This window comes from Natronohydrobacter thiooxidans (assembly GCF_001884735.1).
Classification (GTDB): domain Bacteria; phylum Pseudomonadota; class Alphaproteobacteria; order Rhodobacterales; family Rhodobacteraceae; genus Roseinatronobacter; species Roseinatronobacter thiooxidans_A.
The window spans coordinates 215,326-235,494 of the sequence record NZ_MJAP01000002.1; the positions used below are offsets into that span (position 1 = coordinate 215,326).

Sequence of the window (20,169 nt, forward strand, 5' to 3'; positions counted from 1 at the left end):
ATCATTGAGGCTGCAAAACGCTCGGGCGGTGCCGATGCGCCGGGACATGTGCATTGCAAAGCTCTGTAGCATCCAAAGAACGGGTGCTTGTCGCAGCCCATAGCCAGAACTCGGCCCCATGCGCGCCTTGTGCACCGGCATTGTCGTTCACGGCGGGCATGGCACAGGCAACAGGACGCCCGGTTGGCAGCGGGCCGAAGCAGGGCACAACCTTCTCCCCTGTCCAAAAGCAGTTTCCGGCATTGTATTGCAGACAGCCACAATCTACCTTTTCTCCATGAACACCTTCTTGGTCAGGGCCATAGTGCATCGCACCGTGCTGTTCGGGGGCGGGTGGTTGGCTTTGGCCGGGCCTGCGCCAGAAGCCCTTGCAACAGGTCTGGTCGTAACCATCGTTGCTGTGTGGCTGAGTCTGCAGTTCCTTCCGGCGCGGGATCCGCTTGTGCTCTGGAGGCTGGCGCGGCATCTGCCGCGGTTTGTCGCAGAGTCGATCCGTGGCGGGGTGGATGTGGCCTGGCGCGCATTTTCGCCAAGCATGCCGCTCAACCCCGGCTGGATCGAACTGCGCAGTGATCTGCCCGAAGGTGCGCGGGCGGCCCTGGGCGGTGAATTGTCGCTGATGCCCGGAACGCTGGCGGCTGGCAGCGAGGATGGCAAGCTGATCATTCACCTGCTGGACATCGAGGCGGGGTTCGATGACGCCATTGCCCGCGAGGAGGCGCAAATCGCTGCAATCATCGATCAGAACAGAACGGGTCGCGCATGACGCTCTGGTTGCATCTGCTGGCACTGGGCCTGCTTGCCACTCTGGCCGGCGCGCTATGGCGGGTGTGGCGCGGTCCGTCGCAGGCCGACCGCATGATGGCCGCACAGCTCGTCGGTACAGGTGGGGTTGGCGTGCTGATCGTGCTGGCCGCGCTGCAGGACTGGGCGCTTCTGGTCGTGGCACTGGCGCTGGCGCTGCTCTCGGCGCTGGCAGCCGTGGGCTTTGTCAAGACGCAGACACCGGACGGCGCGGGTGATCCTGAAGAGCAATCGGCCCGAGACGGCGGCAGATACGCCCCGGCGGCATCACAAAAGGATGCTGCGACGTGATCGCTGATCTTGCAACCTATGCTTTTACCGCCCTTGGGTTGGTGTTCTTTGCTGCAGGCACAGTCGGGCTGATCCGGTTTCCCGACACGTTCAGCCGTCTGCATGCATTGACCAAAGCAGACAATCTTGGTCTGGGATTTATCGCTCTGGGGATAGCGTTTCAGGCCGGAACTCTGGCGCAACTGGTCACGCTTGCACTGATCTGGGCGCTCGCATTGCTGGCCGCCGGGGCTGTCGCGCAACTGGTCGCGCGGGCCGCGCTGACCACATCGCAGGAGGAAGAATGAGCCTCGCGCTGGACCTTGCACTCTGCGCACTGATCCTTGGCGTGTCGCTGGCCGCTGTTGCGGGCGCGGGAGTCTTTCGTGCGGTGATCTTTTTCATCACTTATGGGCTTTTTGTTGCCATCGGCTGGGCGCGGCTGGGGGCCTATGATGTGGCGCTGGCCGAGGCGGCGATCGGCGCGGGGCTGACTGGCGTGCTGCTGCTGACCGCGCAGGGGCGCTTGCGCCGGGTGCAGGCCGACCGAACCGAGCGTCCCGGCGCCCCACTGCCCGCCGCACTGGCCGGTGGCGCAGTTACGCTGGCGCTGGCCTGGGCGTGGTTCGTTCTGCCTGTGCCAGAGGCGCCCGATGTCGCGCAGGCGCTCCCGCAATCGGGTGCCGGGAATCCCGTGACGGCGGTGCTCCTGAACTTCCGGGCATGGGACACGCTTCTTGAAAGCATCGTGCTGCTGGCCGCGCTGCTGGGCGTGTGGATGCTGGCGCGGGATGCGGATTGGGACGCGCCTCTCGGACCGCGCTATCACGCGCGCCCCTCCGGGGTGCTTGCATATTTCGGACGGGTTCTGCCGCCGATCGGGTTGATTTTCGGTGTCTATCTGGTCTGGGCCGGTACAGAGACCGTGGGCGGTGCCTTTCAGGGCGGCACTGTGCTGGCCGGGGTGGTGCTGGTGGCCATGATGGCGCAGGTTCTGCCCCCGCCGCGCGCCTCGAAGCGTCTGCTGCGTGCAGCACTGGTGCTGGGACCGGGCGTATTCCTGTTGTCGGGGCTGGCGGCCGCCGCACTGGGCGGCAGTTTCCTGAGCCTGTCAGCCGCTCTTGCAAAACCGGCTATCCTGATCATCGAGGCGGCGCTGACCGTCTCCATCGCTGTGACATTGGCGCTGCTGGTCATAGGCCCCGCCGAAGCCCCGGAGCCTGCGCCATGAGCCTGACTGTCTTCGCTCTGACTGGTGCGGCGCTGGTGGGTCTTGGGGTCTATGGCCTGCTGGCGCTGCCGCATCTGCTGCGCCGTGTCATCGCCTTCAACCTGACCGGTTCCGGGTTGTTCTTGTTTTTCGGTGCAGCGGGCGCGCGGGGGGGCGCAGTCGATCCGGTCCCGCAGGCGCTGATCATCACCGGCATTGTCGTGGCGCTCTCTGCCAGCGCGCTGGCGGTGGGGCTGGTCGTGGCGCTGGCGCGCAGTTCCGGCAAGGTCGTGCTGCCCGACGAAGACCCGGCGCCATGACATCGCTGGTGGTTCTGCTGACCTTGCCGCTGGTCGCAGCGCTGGCCGTGCTGGCGCTGCCCGAGCGTCGCCGAGAGCCGCTCGGGCTGCTCACCGTCGCCATTGGGTTGGTCGCGGCGCTGACGCTTGCAGCTTCCGTATGGCGCAGCGGGCCGGTCTTGCTGACGCTGGGCGGCTGGACGCCCCCGCTTGGCATAGCCCTGCGCGCCGATGGTCTGGCCGTGGCCCTGATCTTGATGAGTGCGCTGGTCATGTCCGCCGTTGCGCTCGCCGCCCGGTTCGAGATGCGGGCCACACGGGTCGGCCCGCGCGCGGCCTTCGGTTTCTGGGTGCTGATGGCTCTTTTATGGGGCGCGCTCAACGCGGTCTATGTCTCGCGTGATCTGTTCAACCTCTATGTCGGCATCGAGCTTCTCAGCCTTGCAGCCGTAGCCCTTGTTGCACTGTCGGGTACAGCAAAGGCGCTTGCAGCAGCACTGCGCTACATGATCTTCGCGCTGGTGGGCTCTGTTCTCTATCTGGCGGGGGTTGTGCTGACCTACGCCGCGCATGGTGTGCTCGATATAGGTTTGCTGGCCGCGCGTATGCCCGCAGAAAGCGATGCCTTGGCACTGGGTCTGATGACGGCGGGATTGCTGGCCAAGACCGCGCTGTTTCCCTTTCATGTCTGGTTGCCGACGGCCCATGCCGCTGCCCCCGCCCCGGCCTCGGCGCTTTTGTCGGCGCTGGTGCCCAAAGCGTCTTTCCTGATCCTGATCCGGCTGTGGTTCGAAGCCATGCCCGACCTCGCATCCTCCGCCGCCGTGATGATGCTGGCAGTGCTCGGATCTATCGCGGTAATCTGGGGCGGCGTCCTGGCCTTGGTGCAGAGCCGCCTGAAGCTGATCGTTGCCTATTCGACTGTTGCGCAACTTGGGTATCTGTTTCTGATTTTTCCCCTGGCAGGGGGCGGCGGGTCGGTGCAGCCGTGGTCGGCAGGGGCGTGGACCGGGGCTATGTTTCTGGCGCTCAGCCACGGGTTGGCGAAGGCTGCGATGTTTCTGGCTGCGGGCATCTGCATCGCCGCTGTCGGCAGCGACCGGCTTGGCGATCTGCGCGGGCTGGTGCGGCACCTGCCGATGACAGTGGCTGCCCTTGCACTTGCTGCAATCACCTTGGCGGGCCTGCCACCTTCGGGCGGGTTCACAGCGAAATATCTGCTGATGACATCGGCTCTGGCAGCGGGTCAGTGGCCCTTGGCGCTGGTGCTGGTCGGGGGCGGCTTGCTGGCCGCTGCATATCTCTATCGTCCCATGGCCGCCCTTTTCGCGCGCGAGGCCCGGATCGCCCCGCGCCCGGTTCCCCGCATCTGGCAGGCTGTGCCCTTGACGCTGGCAGCCTCGGCGATCCTGCTGGGCCTTTTCTCCGCCACCCCGTTCGACCTGTTGCAGATCGGACGCCCGGAGCCCGCGGAGGAGGGCCTATGAGCGCGGCACTGCCTGTTCTGATCCTGCTGACCTCGCTGGTGCCGGCGGGCGTGACTTTCTTTCTCGCGCAAGACAGCCACAGCCTGCGCAACGGGCTGAACCTTGGCGGGGCGATCCTGAAACTGGGGCTGATCGGCTGGATGCTGTTTTCCGTGGCGGGCGGCGCCAGCTATGAGGCGATTTTGCCCCTCGCGCCCGGCCTCGTGATGCTGCTGCGCGTGGATGCGCTGGCGCTGCTGTTCATCTCGCTCTCGGCGACATTGTGGTTCCTGACCACGATCTACGCCATCGCCTATTTCGGCACCAAGGCCGAGTTGTCACGTTTCTTCGGGTTTTTCAGCCTCTGCGTGGCGGCAACTACGGGGCTGGCGCTTTCAGGCTCGCTGATCTCGTTCTTTATCTTCTTCGAGTTGCTGACCCTGTCAACATGGCCGCTGGTTGCCCACAAGCAGGACAAGCCGTCCTTGTCAGCGGCGCGCCTGTATCTGGTTTACGCCCTGCCCGGTTCTGCGGCGCTGCTCTGGGCGATTATCTGGCTGGAAAGCGCCACCGGGCCGGTGCTGTTCACCGACCCGCCTGACCTGAGCGTGCTGGAGCCAGGCGCGCTGCGCGCCATCTTCGCGCTGTTCATCATCGGCGTCGGGGTCAAGGCCGCGATCGTGCCGCTGCATGGCTGGCTGCCCGCAGCGATGGCAGCCCCCGCGCCAGTCTCGGCCCTGCTGCACGCGGTGGCCGTGGTCAAGGCCGGGGCCTTCGGGGTTGTGCGCATCATCTATGATGTGTTCGGCGCGGCCAATGTCGTGGCGCTGGGGGTGGGCGTGCCGCTGGCGGTGCTTGCCTCTGCAACCATCATCTGGGGATCGCTGCGCGCCTTGCAGCAGGACGAGATCAAGAAGCGGCTGGCATTTTCGACCGTCAGTCAGGTCAGCTACATCGTGCTCGGCGCAGCGCTGGCCAGTCCTTTGGCGATGATCGGCGGGCTGGTGCATCTGATCCATCAGGGGCTGATGAAGATCACCCTGTTTTTCTGTGCTGGCATCTATGACGAGCGCGCGGGCGTCAGGACCATCGCCGGGCTGAACGGGCTGGGTCCGCGCATGCCCTGGACCTCCGCCTGTTTCAGTCTGGGGGCCCTGGGTATGATCGGCCTGCCGCCGCTGGCGGGGTTTGTCAGCAAATTCTATCTCGGGCTCGGTGGGCTGGATGCAGGCGCGCCATGGGTCTTGGGCGTACTTGTGGCCTCGACCTTGCTGAACGCGGCGTATTTTCTGCCGCTGCTGTACCGATTGTGGTTTCTGCCCGCAGCCGAGGATGCAACCGGCGATGAGCGCGCACCGGCTCTGGTCGGACCTGCCGTCGTGACGGCGCTGGCCACGCTTGGCGTGGGTTTGCTGGCGGCCAGCCCGATCAGCCCGCTGGGCTGGGCGACGCTGATCGTCACACGGGAATACGGGCCATGAATGCGCTGCTGCCTTTTGCCGTCCTCATCTGGCCGCTTCTGCTGGGCCTTGTTCCGGCTGTGCCGCGCTGGCGCCCCCATGCGCTGTGGATCCTGCCACTGGCGCCCCTGCCTGCGCTGGGACTGGCCCTCGCGGGCGCGCCGGGCGCGATCTTCCTGCCCGATCTGTTGCTTGGCGTGCATCTGGCCGCTGTGCCCGGGGGCGCGCTGTATCTCGGCATGACGGCGCTGGTCTGGGCTGCGGCAGGGGTGCATGCCGCGCTCACGCTGCCACCCGGTCCGAAGGCGGGCGCTCTGACGGGGTTCTGGTGCCTGACGCTCGCGGGCAACCTTGGGGTATTTCTCGCAGGCGATGTCGTCACCTTCTATCTGGCATTCGCCGCAGTATCGCTGGCCGCATGGTTTCTGGTGGTTCATGAGCGGACGAAAAAGGCGCTGGCGGCGGGAAAACTCTATATCACGCTTGCAATCCTGGGCGAGGCAGCATTGCTGATCGGGCTGATGATCGGCGCAGCCGCAGCAGAGGATTTGCGGGTCTCTTCCGTGCGCGCCGCGCTGCCCGATGCGCCGCTGGGGCCATTCGGGATCGCTGCGCTTCTCGTGGGCTTCGGCATCAAGGCCGGGATGATCCCGTTGCATCTGTGGCTGCCGGTCGCGCATCCGGCGGCTCCCGTGCCCGGCTCGGCGGTGCTGTCAGGGGCGATTGTCAAGGCCGGGCTGATCGGCATGATCCTCTTCATACCTGTCGCGTCGGGTTGGGGCAGTCTTCTGGTCGTGGCGGGGCTGATCGGAGCATTCGCGGCCGCGCTCTGGGGCCTGACACAACAAGACCCCAAGGCCGTGCTGGCCTATTCCACTGTCAGCCAGATGGGGCTGCTGCTGACGCTGGTCGGCGCGGGATCCAGCCACGTGGCCTTTTATGCGCTGCATCATGGCCTTGCCAAGGCCGCAATGTTTCTCTGTGTCGGCGTTGTGGCGGCCGCAGCCACCCCGCGCGCACGCCTGCTGACGCTAACAATTGCCGGGATCATGGCGCTCTCGGTATCCGGTTTTCCGCTCTCGGGGGGCGCATTGGCCAAGCTGGCGAGCAAAGAAGGCCTGTCCGATCCGCTGGTGCTCGCCCTGACACTCAGCAGCATGACCACAACGCTGGTGCTGGGCTGGTTCATGCTGCGCCTTGCACGGCATCACGCGACACGCGGCCACAGGCCGGTCTGGCCCGGCCTCTTTGCAGGCGCAGCATTCCTGGCGGCGCTGGCGCTTCTGGTGCCATGGTTTCTCTGGGAGCGCGTGACCGGGTTGCAGGGCACCTATCCCCTCGGGCAAGCGAATATTCTCGCAGGGCTGTGGCCGGTCATGCTGGGGCTGGTTGCCGTCGCGGTGCTGCGTGCCCGTGCCATGCCAAGCTACCCGCCCGGCGATCTGCTTGCGCTTCTCGAAATGCTTCGGGCGCGGCTGATACTGGTGCAGAAAGCAGCACCGCAGTCGCGCCGGAACTTCACGATAGGCCACAGGCGCAGAATACTGCGCATCCTTCTGAGGTCCAGACGTGCCGACAGCTTTTTTCAGCCCTGGCCGCATGCGGGGTTTCTTCTGACGGTGGTGACACTCGCATTCGCAATCTCGATTTGGCTGCCTAACTAGATGCCTTCGGACGAAGGTGCAGGCGGGGAAAAGCGCAGCGATACCGCGCGGGTTGCGTCGCTGGCGGTGCATTACAAACTCACCCAGGACTGGGCGGTCTTCGGGTCTGTGTCGCAGCCCGAGCGCGCGCGCTGGTGCGGGCTTTTCCTATGGCGGGCGCGATCTTTTCGCCAATGGCGACAGCCTGGATTTCAAGCTGACCGTGTTCAACACCCGCATCAAGGACAAGATCGAACGGCCCGGAAATGCCGTTCCCGGCCCGACCTATGCCAATATCGCCCGCGCCCGGATCCGCGGGGTCGAGCTTGAAGGCGGCTATGATGCTGAAACTATCTTCGGCAAATTCGCCTATTCGCGGATCCTCGGCACGGACCAGACGACCGGTGCGCGGCTGAATTCCACCCCTGCGGATGAACTGGTGCTGGAACTCGGGGCGCGGGCCTTCGATCAGACGCTGGAATATGGCTGGCGCGGGACATTCCTGCGCAAGGCCAGCCGCGCCGATGGCGAGGCTTTCCCCGGCTACGGCGTCAATGATCTCGCCAGCAACGAAGCCCGCCGGGGCCGCTATATCCGCCTGTTGATCGGACGGCAGTTCAGTTGGTAACGTCTCCCGCTCGGGACTGCAGGTCGCGAAGAGGGCTGCTATGCGCCGCGCGGCAGGCGGGGTATCTCGCCTTCGAATGCCCGGAAGGGCCGGAAAGGATGCCCGGACGCCGGATTTCGGCAAGCCACGGCATCCCGCTCAGGTCTTCCCGGGCAGAATGACGCCCGGCCAAACACCGATAGGGTGAATGGATCGGGGCGCAACTAGGGCCGTTCTCGATCCGCTTGCGCCACAGCCTGCTTTCATGCCCCCGGACTTCATCTTGCCGAAAAATACTCTCGCCGAAGGCAACGGGCCGCAAGGCCCGTCCCCCTTTCAACTGCGCATGTGGCGCAGTCGGCTCAAGCTGGTCGAAATGCACTTTAGGGCCAATAGTTCGGATCACAGCCAGATCGGAACGCACCCGGCCGGGCCTTTGATGACTGCAATCCGCCGACTGCTCAATGAAAATCGCGGCTGGGAAACAGCCGTTTGGCCTGTTCGCGCGGGTGGCGGGCCCGAGCTGGGTGGCGGGGCGGGTGGCGTGGCGGGCGGGGGGCATCATCGGCCTGCGGGGCCGTGGCCCCGACCGTTTCCCCCAAAGGATGGCCCAACCCGGCCAGCCGGGGCGAGAGATCCTCGATCAGATCGGCAATCAGATGCACGACGATCCCCTCGCGCTCGATCCGCCCGGTGACGCGCAACAGTCGTCCACCCATGACGATGCGGCGGAAACGGTCATTGACCCGTGGCCAGACCACCACATTGCAGACCCCGGTCTCATCCTCCAGCGTCAGGAAGATCACGCCTGAAGCCGTGCCAGGCCGCTGCCGGGTGATCACCAGCCCGCAGACAGAAACCCGCCCCAATGGCACTTCCGGCAACTGGTCATGCGGCGTCAGACCGGAAATGGCCGGGCGCAGCAATTCCATCGGATGGGCGCGCAGGCTCAGGCGCAGGGCAAGGTAATCCTCGACCATCTCTTCGCCCAGATGCATCGCGGGCAGGGGAACGACCGGCTCGCGCAGCCCCTCGCCATCAATCGGATCAGCAAAGAGCGGCAAGGGCGCAGGCGCACGGATCGCCCGCACCACCCAGAGCGCATCGCGCCGCGTCAGGCCCTGCCCGGAAAAGGCATCGGCCTCGGCCAGCCGTTCCAGCACCGCCGGTTGCACGCCCGCGCGCAGCCACAGGCTTTCAGGATCGGGATAGCCATTGCCGCGCGCCTGCGTGATCCATTCGGCATCGTCCCGCCGGAACCCCTTGATCTGGCGAAACCCGAGCCGCAGCGCCAGCGCCCCGTCGCCGCGCCGCTCCAGCCGGTTGTCCCATTGCGAATGATTCACGCAGACCGGCCGGATCTCGACCCCATGCTCGCGTGCATCGCGCACGATCTGCGCCGGGGCATAGAAGCCCATCGGTTGGCTGTTCAGCAATGCGCAGGCAAAGATCGCCGGATGATGGCATTTCAGCCAGGACGAGACATAGGTCAGCATGGCAAAGGCGGCGGCATGGCTTTCGGGGAAGCCGTAATCGGCAAACCCCTCGATCTGGGCAAAACAGGCTTCGGCCACGTCGCGGGCATAGCCATTGGCCAGCATGCCGGTCACAAAGCGCTCGCGATGCTGGCCAATCGTGCCCATGCGCCGGAACGAGGCCAGCGAGCGGCGCAGCTGATCAGCCTCTTCCGGCGTATAGCCCGCCCCCACCACGGCGATCTGCATCGCCTGTTCCTGAAACAGCGGCACGCCGAGGGTTTTCGCGGTCACGGCCTCCAGCGCCGGGCCAAAGGGTTCGGGCGCCTCCAGCCCCTGCCTGCGCCGGATATAGGGTTTGACCATGCCGCCCTGAATGGGGCCGGGGCGCACGATGGCCACTTCGATCACCAGATCATAGAAGCAGCGCGGCTTCATGCGCGGCAGGAAATTCATCTGCGCCCGGCTTTCGACCTGAAACACCCCCACCGCATCGGCCTTTTGCAGCATTGCATAGGTGACGGCATCTTCCTGCGGCACGCTGGCCAATGTCAGATCGGTCCGGTCATATTCGCGCAGCAGGTCAAAGGCCTTGCGGATGCAACTCAGCATCCCCAGACTCAGCACATCGACCTTGAGAATGCCCAAAGCGTCGATATCGTCCTTGTCCCATTCGATCACGGTACGGTTTTCCATCGCGGCATTCTCGATCGGGCAAAGCTCATCCAGCCGGCCCTTGGTGATCACGAACCCGCCGACATGCTGGCTCAGATGGCGCGGAAAGCCGATGATCTCGCGGATCAGGCGGATGGTCTGGGACAGGCGGCGATCCTCGGGGTTCAGGCCCAGCTCGCGCATCCGCTCAGGGTCGGCGCCACGGTTCGAATGCCCCCAGATCTGCCCCGACAGGGCGGCGGTGACATCGGCGCTCAGCCCCATGGCCTTGCCCACCTCGCGGATCGCGGCGCGCGCGCGGAAATGGATCACCGTGGCGCAAAGCCCGGCGCGGTGGCGGCCATATTTCTCATAGATCCACTGGATCACCTCTTCGCGCCGCTCATGTTCGAAATCGACATCGATATCGGGCGGTTCGCCGCGATGGCGCGAGATGAAACGTTCCACCACCATGCCGATCATCTCGGGGCTGACATCGGTGATGCCCAGCAGATAGCACAGGATCGAATTCGCCGCCGAACCGCGCCCCTGACACAGGATGCCGCGGGCGCGTGCTTCGGTCACGATATCATGCACGGTCAGGAAATAGGCGGCGTAGTTCAGATCGCTGACCAGCGCCAGCTCCTTCGCCATCAACGCCTGCGCCCGCGTGGGCGCGCCCTGCGGATAGCGCCGCACCATCCCCTCGCGCGCCAGCCGCGCCAGCCGCTCCTGCGGGGCTTCGTTCTGCGCAATCTCATCAGGGTATTCATAGCTCAACTCGCCCAGATCAAAGCCGCAGCGCGCGGCGATCTCCAGCGTGCGGCGGATCGCGGCGGGGTGGTGGCGGTAAAGCCGGGCCATCTCGGTCGGACCTTTCAGGCGGCGCTCAGTATTGGGCAGGGCGCGGGTGCCGATCCGGTCGATGGTCAGCCCCTCGCGCAGGCAGGTCAGCACATCGGCCAACTGCCGCCGCGCGGCATGATGCATCAGCACATCCCCCAGCGCCACCATCGGCGCCGAGGCCCGCAACGCCAGTTGCGCACAGGCGTTGAACCAGGCCTGATCGGTGCCATCATAGCGCGGCGCGGCCCCCAGAAACACCTGCCCCGGATAGCACCGCTGCAAGGCGCGGAGCGGCGCTTCCGCCTGCATCAGATCGGCCGTGCTCCAGCTTGACGGGGGCAGGGCAATCAGGATCATGCCCCGGCAGCCGCTTTCCAGATCGCGCAGATCCAGATGGCATTCGCCCTTGTCCGCGCGCCGCTTGCCCTGTGTCAAGAGCCGCGACAGCCGCTGATAGGCCGCGCGGTCGCAGGGCAGGGCCAGCCAGTGCAGCGGGCAATCGCGCAGCACCAGCCGCGCGCCCACGATCAGCCGGGGCAGGGCCCCCGGCGGGGGCAGGGGCAATTCGCGCGCCGCCACTTCCTGCCGCGACGAGGCATCCACCCGCGTGCCGGACCGCACCCGCAGACCCTGCGCGGCCTCCTGGCGCAGGGTTTTCAGCGCCGACCAGGCCCGCACCACCCCGGCCAGAGAATTGCGGTCGGTGATGGCCAGCGCGCTCAGCCCCAGTTCGGCGGCGCGCAGCACCAGTTCCTCAGGGTGCGACGCCCCCCGCAGAAAGGTGAAATTCGAGGTCACGCAAAGCTCGGCATAGCTCATGCGAATTCCCCCTGCACGAACCAGCCGGGGTTTTGCGGCGTGTGAAACAGCCAGAGCCGTCGGCCCTGCCGGGTCTCGACGCGCCAGTAATCGCGCATGCCATGGCGCCAGCCCTCATCCTCCAGCCACCATTCCGGGGCGATGCGCTCTGGTCCGGTGGCGCGCGCCGTGTGCAGGATCATGCGTCGCCAGCGAAACCGCGCGGGCGGCGCGCTGCCATTGGCGGCGATGGGCTCGGGCGCGAACAGGCGCAAGGGCCGGGGCGGGGTGCTGTGCCAGCCGGTTTCGGGCGTGCTATGGGCCGCCGGGGCGATCAGGAAGCTGCGTTCGGGAATATGGCTGTCGGCGGGCAGGAAACGCAGCACATTCTCCAGCCCGATCCGGGTGCCGATCCGGGTGATCAGATCGCTCAGCCGATCCCCCTGTTGCGGTGCCGCACCCAGCCCCAGCTGCTGCGTGGCAAGCGGCTCGACCAGCGTGGCCTCAAGCCGGATCTGGTCAATGCCGAAACCGGCATCGACCTCGGCCAGACCGCGCTCGAACAGCGGCAGGATACGCGCCGCATCGCGCATCGGCGCGGCCAGACGCAATTCCACCTGCTGGCTGCCCTGATCGACCCGGCGCAGGGTCAGCATCAACCGCCGCGCACCGCTGTCCTGCGCCCGCAGCTTCGTGCAGAGCGCGCCGAGCAGGCGTTCGGTGCCCGCCATGACATCGCCCAGCAGGCCGATGGGCTCGGGCAGGCTGAGCCGCACCCCGTAATGCACCGGCTCGGGTGCGGGGGCGAGCGGCTCGGGCATCCGGCCCAGCGCCTGATCCAGCCGTATCAGCAGCCCCGGCCCGAAGCGGCGGGCCAGTGGCGCGCGCGCGGCCCCGGCCAGATCACCGATGCGGCGCAACCCCATACGTTCCAGCGCGGTGCAGGTCTGTGCATCCAGCCGCAGCGCCGCCACGGGCAGCGCCAGCAGCGGCTGTTTCCCCTCGCCGTAATGCGCGTAGGCCCAGGCCGCGCCCCGCGTCTCTCCCGCCCCCAGCCGCAGGCTCAGCCCCATCGCCGCCATGCGGGCGCGCATATCGGCCAGCATCGCCGCCTCGCCGCCCCACAGATGCGCCGCGCCGGTAATATCCAGCACCAGCCCGTCGGGGCCCTCTAGGCCAACCCAGGGGCACCAGCGCAGCGCCCAACGGCGCAGCGCCACCAGAAACCGCGCATCCTGTTCCGGTCTGGCGGGGCGGCTGATCAGCTCCGGGCAGAAGGCGCGGGCATCGGCCAGCCCCATGCCCCGGTCAAGCCCGGCGCGTTCGGCGGCTTCATTGACGCAATACAGCCGTTCGGCATTGCCCTGCCGCGCCACCAGCGCGAAGGCTCCGTCAACCGGGCAGGCCCGCAGGGCCCGGTCGCTCGCCAGCCGGGGAAACCACATGCAGATGACGCGCCTGTTCATCCCATCGAACATGCCAGGCCCCAATTGTTCCTGATTTGTTCTTTGTAACTTCCCACCGCATCAGAGTCGAGTCGCCTCCACCCTGATCCAGCACCGGCGCGGCATGCCAGCGGGACTCGGCGGCATTCGAGCCCATGCCCTCGGGGATCAGGCACAGCCCGGTCGCGCCCCCTGCCTTGGCCGCCAGCTGCAGTCGCCGCCCCTCGCGCAGATCCAGCGGGCGGGTGATTTCCAGCACCACAAAGGCCGGGCCGCCATCCCGCAGCGCCTCTTCCGCCACGGCAAGACTGTCGGTCTGGCTTTGCGTCCGTGCAAGCAGCAGCCGCGCCGGGTCCAGAAAGCCGCGCAGCCCCGGCGGATGCAGCGCCCCGGACTGCCACGCCGCGCTGATCCACAGGATATCGCCGCCACTGCGGGCCGCCATGATCGCGGCAAAGCTCGTGGCACCGGGGCCGTAAACCTCGTGGACACGGGCGGCACGCAGCAGCAGGGCAGGCGGGAAATCGGGCGACATGCCGCGAATGTAGGGCGGGGCTGGCGGAATTTCAAACCACCAGAAGGCCGCATGATGGCGCAGGCATGTTCAGCCCCCCGCGGGCGCGCAGCGATTTTCTGATTGACAGAATCGGCGCGATCGCACATATGACACCGATGACATGACATCGGTGTCATTCACTGGCACTGGCGCCTGACGACTCTCGGGAGGGGTAAATGTCAACGATTTATGATGTTGCACAGCGGGCCGGGGTGTCTGCCAAGACCGTCTCGCGCGTCCTGAACGGCGATGGCCCTGTCGGTCAGAAAACCCGCGCCCGAGTGCAAGAGGCGATCCGCCAGCTTGGCTATGTCCCCTCGCAGGCCGCGCGCATGATGCGCTCCAACAAATCGGGGCTGATCGGTCTGATCACCGGCGCCATCTCGCGCAGCACTGAGCCGACAGAGCCGACCGGCCTGCCCGATCTGTATATTGTTCAGGGCATTCAGAGCCATATGGCCGAATGCGGCATGACGCTGATGATCGCCGATACCGGGGGCGCGCAGGACCGCGTGGCACCGCTGATCCAGACCTTTCAGGAACACCGGGTCGAGGGGTTGATCTATGTCGCCGATTATCACCGCGAAGTGGACCTGTCGGATGCGCAGGCCAGTTGCCCGATCCATCTGGTCAATTGCTATGACGCGACGGGCCTGCCCTGCGTCCTGCCCGATGACCGGGCAGGCCAGCAGGCATTGACGCAGCGCCTTCTTGCGCATGGCCATCGCCGGATCGCCTATGTCACGCTCGACGAGAGCATGGACGCAACCCGCCTGCGCAGTCAGGGCTATCGCGACGCGCTGGTGCAGGCCGGGATCGCCTTTGACCCGGCCTTGCTGATCGAAGGCCACAAGCAGGATGCGCAGGATGCGAATGCGCGGCTGGCGCGGTCGATTGATCACCTTCTGGCCTTGCCCAACCCGCCCTCTGTCATCTGCTGCGGCAATGACGAGATGGCATTGCGTCTTTACGGACATCTGCGGCGGCGCGGCATGCGCGTGCCCGAAGAAATCTCGATCACCGGCTATGACAATTACCGCGCCATTGCCGAAACCCTCTACCCGCCCCTGACCACGGTTGAACTGCCCTATCGCGCCATGGGCGAAAGCGTCGCCGCCAGATTGCTGGAACAGATCGCATCCGGCCGAGCACCCGGTGACGGTCTGTGCGAATTGGTCGCCTCGCCCGTGGTCTGGCGCGATTCCGTGACCGCCATCCAAACCTGAATTCAGTCTCAAAAAACGGGAGGACACCATGAAACTGAAGAGACTTGCTGCCTGTTCACTGGCAGCGCAAAGCCTTGCCCTGAGCGCGGCTTTTGCACAAACACCCCTGAGCATGTGGTATCACGGCGCGGGCAATGAGGTAGAAAGCGTGATCATCAATCAGATCGTGGCTGATTTCAACGCCAGCCAATCGGATTGGGTCGTCTCGCTCGAAAGCTTCCCGCAGGGCGCCTATAACGACTCGGTCGTCGCGGCAGCCCTTGCAGGCAATCTGCCCGATATTCTCGATGTGGATGGCCCTGTCATGCCCAACTGGGCTTGGGCGGGCTATATGCAGCCCCTGCCGCTGGACGAAGCCGTGATCGCGGATTTCCTGCCCGGCACCAAGGGCTATTGGGACGGGCAGCTCTATTCCATCGGCCTGTGGGATGCCGCCGTGGCGCTGGTCACGCGCCAATCGACACTGGATGCGCTGGATCTGCGCACCCCCACGCTCGATGAGCCCTGGAGCGGCGAGGAATTCATGGCCGCGCTCGATGCCGCCAAGGCTGCGGGCGAGTGGGAATATGCTTTCGATCCGGGCCTCGCCTGGACCGGCGAATGGTTTCCCTATGCCTTCTCGCCCTTCCTGCAAAGCTTCGGCGGCGATATCGTGGACCGCAGCAGCTATCAATCCGCCGATGGTGTGCTGAACGGGGATGAGGCCATCGCCTTCGGGGAATGGTGGCAGAGCCTCTTCACCGGCGGCTATGCGCCGGGCACCAGTCAGGATCCGGCCGCGCGCGACAATGGCTTCGTTGAGGGGCGCTATGCATTCTCGTGGAATGGCAACTGGGCCGCGCTGAACGCCCTGAACACATTTGACGACACGCTCTTCCTGCCTGCGCCCGATTTCGGCCATGGCCCGAAAATCGGTGCGGCAAGCTGGCAATTCGGCGTTTCGGGCACCTCTCAGCACCCGGACGGCGCGGCGGCTTTCATCGAATTCGCGCTTCAGGACGAATATCTGGCGGCCTTCTCCGACGGGATCGGCCTGATTCCGGCCACGGCCTCGGCGGCGGAGATGACGGAACACTACGCCGAAGGGGGCGCGATGGCCGTGTTCTTTGACCTCAGCGAGGCGCAGGGCCTCGTGCGGCCCGTCTCGCCCGGCTATGTGGTGCAGGCGCTGGTCTTCGAAAAAGCCCTTGCCGATATCGCCAATGGCGCGGATGTGGCCGATACGCTCGATGCCGCCGTCGATGAGATCGACGCCGATATCGCCCGCAATGGCGGCTACGGCCACTGACCCCGAATGCCCGCGCCTGATCTCGGGCGCGGGACTTCCCTCCAGCCTGACAAAGGCACTCCCATGTCTTCGAAACTGACCACATCCAACCGCGCAGGCTGGGCCTTCGCGGCACCGGGGATCGCTTTGATCGCGGTCTTCATCATCCTGCCGTTCTTCTTTGCCTTCGCGCTGTCACTGACCAACCAGCGGCTGATCTCGCCCAATCCCACCCAATTCGTGGGCATGCAGAATTACCGCGACATGCTGTCAGTCTCGGTGCTGCGTCTTGCCCCCGACCGCGATGACGCGGGCCAGATCCAGCGCGACGCGGCAGGCGCCCCGGTCTATCCCCGGATCCGCGACATCACCCGCAGCCCGGATTTCCCGCAATATCGCGGCATGCGCGAATGGTTCCGCTTTCATATGGGCGAGACAGCCCATGTCGTGATCGCGCGCGATGTGGTGTTCATGAAGGCGCTGGTCAATACGCTCACCTTCGTTCTGGTCGTGGCCCCGGTGCAAGGGGGGCTGGCGCTGATCCTCGCCCTTCTGGTCAACCAGAAACTGCGCGGGATCACCCTCTTCCGGGCAATCTATTTCATGCCTGTGGTGGTCTCGATTGTGGTCGTGTCTCTCTTGTGGCGCTTCATCTATTCCCCGGACGGGGGCTTGCTGAACAACCTGTTGTCGGCGCTCACTTTCGGGGCCTTCCAACCCGTCAACTGGCTGGGCAATCCCGATACCGCGCTTCCCGCGATCATGGGCATGTCGATCTGGCAGGCAGTGGGCTTCCATATGGTGATCTGGCTCTCGGGTCTGCAGACCATCAGCCCCACGCTTTACGAGGCCGCCGAGATCGAAGGCGCGTCGAAATGGCAGACCTTCCGCTATGTGACATGGCCGGGGCTGCGCCATACCGCCGTGCTGGTGCTCATTGTCATCACCATGCAGGCTTTCGCGCTCTTTGCCCAGATCGACGTGATGACCCGCGGCGGCCCGCTGGACAGCACCCAGACGCTGGTCTTTCAGGCGGTCGAACGCGGCTATGGCAAGCAGGATATTTCCGGCGGGGCGACGATCAGCGTGGTGCTGTTCCTGATGGTGCTGGCCATTTCGCTGCTGCAACGCTGGCTGACCAGAGAGAGGGCCTGACATGGCGTCAATTTCCCCAGACAATCACGGGCTGCGGCTGGCCGTGCGCTATGCGGTGCTGATCCTGATCGCGCTGATCTTCGTCTTCCCGCTGGTCTTCATGGTCATGTCCAGCCTGAAACCTGCGCAGCAATTGCTGGCCGATACTGCCAGCCTGCGCGCCTTCCTGCCGGTGGGCGATATCAGTCTGGACAATTATGCACGGGCCTTCCAGCGCGCCCCAATCGGGCTTTTTGTCTTCAACTCGGTTCTGGTCACCGGGCTGACGGTGCTCCTGTGCTTGGCTGTCTGCTCGATGGCGGGTTTCGCCTTTGTCTATCTGAACTGGCGCGGGCGTGACCTGTTCCTGTCGATCATTCTGGCCACGCTGATCGTGCCGTTCGAGACCATCGCCATCCCGCTTCTGCTCCTGGTGTCGAAACTGCCATGGATCGGCTGGGAGGGGGTGAGCTATGGCTGGCTCAACAGCTACCGCGTCCAGATCATCCCCTGGATTGCCGATGCGCTGACGATCTTTCTCTTCGTGCAGTATTTCAAGGGCCTGCCACGCGAGCTGATCGAAGCCGCGCGCGTCGAGGGCGCGACATGGTTCCAGATCTACTGGCGCGTGGTCATGCCCCTCTCCGGCCCGGTGCTGGCCACCGCCGCGATCCTGAAATTTCTGGTCATGTATAACCAGTATCTCTGGCCGCTGATCGTGGTCCAGCAAGAGAAATACCGCCCCGTCATGGTCGGTCTGCAATACTTCTTCCAACTCAATATCGCCTGGGGCGAGGTCATGGCCTATCTCACCATGATCACCCTGCCGGTGCTGGCCTTCTATCTGGCCCTGCAACGCGCCTTCATCGCCTCGATCGCGTCAACCGGTGTGAAAGGATAACCCGTAATGGTTCTGGCACTCGACAAACAATGGATCTGGGACAGCTGGTACGCCCATGACGGCGACAAATGGCATGTCTTTTTCCTGAAAGCGGATAAATCGCTCATCAACCCCGAACTGCGCCATTTCAATGTCACGCAGGGCCATGCAGTCAGCGACGATCTGGTGAACTGGGACCATCTGGGCACCTGCCTCGCGCCCGTCAGCGGCCCGGCATGGGATGATTTCACCACATGGACAGGATCGGTGGTGCGCGACGACACCGGGCTGTGGCATCTCTTCTACACCGGCACATCCCGCGCCGATGAGGGGCTTTACCAGCGCATCGGCCATGCCACCTCGGACGATCTGCACAACTGGCAGCGCGTGGGGGACGGGTTGTGTCTGGACCTGACCGGACCGCAAGCTGCCTCCTATGAGGCCGATTTTGCCAGGGGCTTCTGGCATGACCGCGCCATGCGCGACCCTTGGGTCATGCGCGACCCCGATGGCGCGGGCTGGCTGATGTATTTCACCGCCCGCGCGCCGGGCATCGCGGAACCCAATGCCGGCGGTGCCATCGGCTTCGCGACATCCGATGATCTGACGACATGGACCCTGCAGGAGCCGGTGTTCATCGGCGGCTATGGCCAGCTCGAAGTGCCGCAGGTGTTTCAGGTCGCAGGCCGCTGGTATTGCCTGTTTTGCACCGCTGCCGAGCATTTCTCGCAGGCCGAGGCCGCCGCCATCCCCGGCGGCCCGGTCACAGGCACGCATTACCTGACAGCCGACAACCCGCGCGGGCCGTGGACGATTGCGCCGGGGCCGTTTCTCGATGGCGCCTTGCCCTGCCGCCGCTACGCCGCGCGCATCGTGGAAACCGATGCCGGGCTGCGCATCATGGGCTTTGCCGACAAGGATGCCGACGGGCAGTTTCTGGGCGTGATCCTCGATCCCGAACCGGTCGAGGTGACGGAAGATGGCCGGCTGATCGTAACCCCGGCCCCACAGGCAGCGGAGTAGAGCCATGGCGGATGTGAACCTCAAGGGCCTGCGCAAATCCTACGGGGCGGTCGATGTGATCAAGGGCGTTGATATCGACATCAGGGATGGCGAATTCTGCGTCTTTGTCGGCCCCTCGGGCTGCGGCAAATCCACACTCCTGCGCATGATCGCCGGGCTGGAGGATATCACCGAGGGCACGCTTTCCATCGGGGGGCGCGTGGTCAATGACATCACCCCCAAAGAGCGCGGCGTGGGCATGGTGTTCCAGTCCTATGCGATCTTTCCGCATATGACCGTGCGCGAGAATATCGCCTTTGGCCTGACCATCTCGGGCGCGTCCAAGGCCGAGAAGAACGCCAAGGTGCAGGAAGCCGCGCGCATCCTGCAGATGGAACATCTCTTGGACCGCCGCCCCAGCCAGTTATCGGGCGGGCAGCGTCAGCGCGTGGCCATCGGTCGCGCCATCGTGCGCAAGCCCAATGTGTTTCTCTTCGATGAACCGCTCTCCAATCTCGATGCGGCGCTGCGCATGGATATGCGCATGGAGATCGGCAAACTGCACCGCCAGTTGGACGCGACCATGATCTATGTGACCCATGATCAGGTCGAGGCGATGACCTTGGCTGACAAGATCGTGGTGCTGAAGGAAGGCCGCGTCATGCAGATGGGCGCACCGATGGATCTCTATCACAATCCGGAAAACCTGTTCGTGGCGGGCTTTCTCGGCGCGCCCTCGATGAATTTCCTGAATGTCGATGTGCTGGAGGTGCAAGGGCAGGAAGCCAAAGTCACGCACCCCGCCATGGACCCGGTTGTCCTGAACACCAGGGGGCGCGCGATAATCAAGGGCAGCCGCGCCGTGATGGGGCTGCGTCCGCAATATCTGTCCGCCGGGGGCACGGGTTCGGGGCTGGTCGAGGGCAAGGTGGTTGTCGCCGAGCGTCTGGGCAGCGAAACCGTGGCCGATCTGGTGCTGCGCGACGGCACCAATCTGATCGCCACCTTCTCGGAAGATCGCGTCTTCCCGCCGGATGAGGCGGTCTCGCTGCGGTTCAACCCGGCAGAGGCGCATCTTTTCCCGGCTGATGGCTGAGCGCCACGCCGCCCTGCCGGGGCGGCGTGGC

General features: G+C 65.2%; 18 protein-coding genes. 15 read left to right on the forward strand and 3 right to left on the reverse strand.

Going from position 1 to position 20,169, the window contains the following annotated elements; translation table 11 throughout:
• The first annotated feature begins 289 nt into the window (after nucleotides 1-289).
• The 9 genes from BG457_RS02045 to BG457_RS02085 are packed head-to-tail and all read left to right on the forward strand — an operon-like array spanning nucleotide 290 to nucleotide 7,780.
• On the forward strand, nucleotides 290-766 hold the full coding sequence (locus tag BG457_RS02045; protein ID WP_175546708.1) for a Na+/H+ antiporter subunit E: 477 nt from the start codon (nucleotides 290-292) through the stop codon (nucleotides 764-766).
• Nucleotides 763-1,095, forward strand: a complete 333-nt coding sequence (locus BG457_RS02050; RefSeq protein WP_071795281.1) for an MrpF/PhaF family protein — start codon at nucleotides 763-765, stop codon at nucleotides 1,093-1,095. The genes BG457_RS02045 and BG457_RS02050 overlap by 4 nt, the downstream gene beginning before the upstream one ends.
• Nucleotides 1,092-1,382: a cation:proton antiporter gene (locus BG457_RS02055; protein WP_071795282.1), complete on the forward strand. Its 291-nt coding sequence runs from the start codon at nucleotides 1,092-1,094 to the stop codon at nucleotides 1,380-1,382. The genes BG457_RS02050 and BG457_RS02055 overlap by 4 nt, the downstream gene beginning before the upstream one ends.
• The gene (locus BG457_RS02060; protein ID WP_071795283.1) at nucleotides 1,379-2,305 is read left to right on the forward strand and encodes a hydrogenase subunit MbhD domain-containing protein; all 927 of its coding nucleotides are present in this window, start codon (nucleotides 1,379-1,381) and stop codon (nucleotides 2,303-2,305) included. Before BG457_RS02055 ends, BG457_RS02060 begins: the two co-directional genes overlap by 4 nt.
• A complete protein-coding gene (locus tag BG457_RS02065; RefSeq protein ID WP_071795284.1) occupies nucleotides 2,302-2,604 on the forward strand; it encodes an NADH-quinone oxidoreductase subunit K in 303 nt (100 codons plus the stop codon). Before BG457_RS02060 ends, BG457_RS02065 begins: the two co-directional genes overlap by 4 nt.
• A complete protein-coding gene (locus BG457_RS02070) occupies nucleotides 2,601-4,070 on the forward strand; it encodes a complex I subunit 5 family protein (protein WP_071795285.1) in 1,470 nt (489 codons plus the stop codon). The genes BG457_RS02065 and BG457_RS02070 overlap by 4 nt, the downstream gene beginning before the upstream one ends.
• Complete coding sequence (locus BG457_RS02075) at nucleotides 4,067-5,530, forward strand: complex I subunit 5 family protein (RefSeq protein ID WP_071795286.1); 1,464 nt, start codon at nucleotides 4,067-4,069, stop codon at nucleotides 5,528-5,530. The genes BG457_RS02070 and BG457_RS02075 overlap by 4 nt, the downstream gene beginning before the upstream one ends.
• A complete protein-coding gene (locus BG457_RS02080; RefSeq protein ID WP_071795287.1) occupies nucleotides 5,527-7,173 on the forward strand; it encodes a complex I subunit 5 family protein in 1,647 nt (548 codons plus the stop codon). The genes BG457_RS02075 and BG457_RS02080 overlap by 4 nt, the downstream gene beginning before the upstream one ends.
• A 16-nt stretch (nucleotides 7,174-7,189) precedes the next feature.
• Nucleotides 7,190-7,780: a TonB-dependent receptor domain-containing protein gene (locus BG457_RS02085; RefSeq protein ID WP_071795288.1), complete on the forward strand. Its 591-nt coding sequence runs from the start codon at nucleotides 7,190-7,192 to the stop codon at nucleotides 7,778-7,780.
• Nucleotides 7,781-8,220: 440 nt separating this feature from the next.
• Here the strand turns inward: BG457_RS02085 and BG457_RS02090 are convergent, their stop codons facing one another.
• The 3 genes from BG457_RS02090 to BG457_RS02100 are packed head-to-tail and all read right to left on the reverse strand — an operon-like array spanning nucleotide 8,221 to nucleotide 13,512.
• Nucleotides 8,221-11,553 carry an error-prone DNA polymerase gene (locus BG457_RS02090; RefSeq protein WP_071795289.1) on the reverse strand — a complete coding sequence of 1,111 codons (3,333 nt, stop codon included), beginning with the start codon at nucleotides 11,551-11,553 and terminating at the stop codon, nucleotides 8,221-8,223.
• Entirely contained in the window at nucleotides 11,550-13,010 is a 1,461-nt protein-coding gene (locus BG457_RS02095; RefSeq protein ID WP_071795290.1) for a Y-family DNA polymerase, read from the reverse strand. Before BG457_RS02095 ends, BG457_RS02090 begins: the two co-directional genes overlap by 4 nt.
• The gene (locus tag BG457_RS02100; RefSeq protein WP_071795291.1) at nucleotides 12,925-13,512 is read right to left on the reverse strand and encodes an ImuA family protein; all 588 of its coding nucleotides are present in this window, start codon (nucleotides 13,510-13,512) and stop codon (nucleotides 12,925-12,927) included. Before BG457_RS02100 ends, BG457_RS02095 begins: the two co-directional genes overlap by 86 nt.
• Before the next feature lie 197 nt (nucleotides 13,513-13,709).
• On the opposite strand from BG457_RS02100, the gene BG457_RS02105 reads away from it, so the two are divergent.
• The 6 genes from BG457_RS02105 to BG457_RS02130 all read left to right on the forward strand — a co-directional run bounded on the left by BG457_RS02105 (nucleotide 13,710) and on the right by BG457_RS02130 (nucleotide 20,138).
• Nucleotides 13,710-14,759 carry a LacI family DNA-binding transcriptional regulator gene (locus tag BG457_RS02105; RefSeq protein WP_071795294.1) on the forward strand — a complete coding sequence of 350 codons (1,050 nt, stop codon included), beginning with the start codon at nucleotides 13,710-13,712 and terminating at the stop codon, nucleotides 14,757-14,759.
• A 28-nt stretch (nucleotides 14,760-14,787) separates the two neighbouring features.
• The gene (locus tag BG457_RS02110; RefSeq protein ID WP_071795296.1) at nucleotides 14,788-16,047 is read left to right on the forward strand and encodes a sugar ABC transporter substrate-binding protein; all 1,260 of its coding nucleotides are present in this window, start codon (nucleotides 14,788-14,790) and stop codon (nucleotides 16,045-16,047) included.
• A gap of 63 nt (nucleotides 16,048-16,110) precedes the next feature.
• The gene (locus BG457_RS02115) at nucleotides 16,111-17,181 is read left to right on the forward strand and encodes a carbohydrate ABC transporter permease (RefSeq protein WP_071795298.1); all 1,071 of its coding nucleotides are present in this window, start codon (nucleotides 16,111-16,113) and stop codon (nucleotides 17,179-17,181) included.
• Nucleotide 17,182: 1 nt separating this feature from the next.
• Nucleotides 17,183-18,061 carry a carbohydrate ABC transporter permease gene (locus tag BG457_RS02120; RefSeq protein WP_071795300.1) on the forward strand — a complete coding sequence of 293 codons (879 nt, stop codon included), beginning with the start codon at nucleotides 17,183-17,185 and terminating at the stop codon, nucleotides 18,059-18,061.
• A gap of 6 nt (nucleotides 18,062-18,067) precedes the next feature.
• On the forward strand, nucleotides 18,068-19,063 hold the full coding sequence (locus tag BG457_RS02125; protein WP_071795302.1) for a glycoside hydrolase family protein: 996 nt from the start codon (nucleotides 18,068-18,070) through the stop codon (nucleotides 19,061-19,063).
• A 4-nt stretch (nucleotides 19,064-19,067) separates the two neighbouring features.
• A complete protein-coding gene (locus BG457_RS02130) occupies nucleotides 19,068-20,138 on the forward strand; it encodes an ABC transporter ATP-binding protein (RefSeq protein WP_071795304.1) in 1,071 nt (356 codons plus the stop codon).
• Nucleotides 20,139-20,169 lie beyond the last annotated feature (31 nt).

Excerpts from the sequence above, each read along its gene's own strand:
- BG457_RS02050 (WP_071795281.1), top strand. The coding sequence starts at position 763 with ATGACGCTCTGGTTGCATCTGCTGGCACTGGGCCTGCTTGCCACTCTG.
- BG457_RS02060 (WP_071795283.1), top strand. The coding sequence starts at position 1,379 with ATGAGCCTCGCGCTGGACCTTGCACTCTGCGCACTGATCCTTGGCGTG.
- BG457_RS02065 (WP_071795284.1), top strand. The coding sequence starts at position 2,302 with ATGAGCCTGACTGTCTTCGCTCTGACTGGTGCGGCGCTGGTGGGTCTT.
- BG457_RS02070 (WP_071795285.1), top strand. The coding sequence starts at position 2,601 with ATGACATCGCTGGTGGTTCTGCTGACCTTGCCGCTGGTCGCAGCGCTG.
- BG457_RS02075 (WP_071795286.1), top strand. The coding sequence starts at position 4,067 with ATGAGCGCGGCACTGCCTGTTCTGATCCTGCTGACCTCGCTGGTGCCG.
- BG457_RS02080 (WP_071795287.1), top strand. The coding sequence starts at position 5,527 with ATGAATGCGCTGCTGCCTTTTGCCGTCCTCATCTGGCCGCTTCTGCTG.
- BG457_RS02090 (WP_071795289.1), bottom strand. The coding sequence starts at position 11,553 with ATGAGCTATGCCGAGCTTTGCGTGACCTCGAATTTCACCTTTCTGCGG.
- BG457_RS02095 (WP_071795290.1), bottom strand. The coding sequence starts at position 13,010 with ATGTTCGATGGGATGAACAGGCGCGTCATCTGCATGTGGTTTCCCCGG.
- BG457_RS02100 (WP_071795291.1), bottom strand. The coding sequence starts at position 13,512 with ATGTCGCCCGATTTCCCGCCTGCCCTGCTGCTGCGTGCCGCCCGTGTC.
- BG457_RS02105 (WP_071795294.1), top strand. The coding sequence starts at position 13,710 with ATGTCAACGATTTATGATGTTGCACAGCGGGCCGGGGTGTCTGCCAAG.
- BG457_RS02110 (WP_071795296.1), top strand. The coding sequence starts at position 14,788 with ATGAAACTGAAGAGACTTGCTGCCTGTTCACTGGCAGCGCAAAGCCTT.
- BG457_RS02115 (WP_071795298.1), top strand. The coding sequence starts at position 16,111 with ATGTCTTCGAAACTGACCACATCCAACCGCGCAGGCTGGGCCTTCGCG.
- BG457_RS02120 (WP_071795300.1), top strand. The coding sequence starts at position 17,183 with ATGGCGTCAATTTCCCCAGACAATCACGGGCTGCGGCTGGCCGTGCGC.
- BG457_RS02125 (WP_071795302.1), top strand. The coding sequence starts at position 18,068 with ATGGTTCTGGCACTCGACAAACAATGGATCTGGGACAGCTGGTACGCC.
- BG457_RS02130 (WP_071795304.1), top strand. The coding sequence starts at position 19,068 with ATGGCGGATGTGAACCTCAAGGGCCTGCGCAAATCCTACGGGGCGGTC.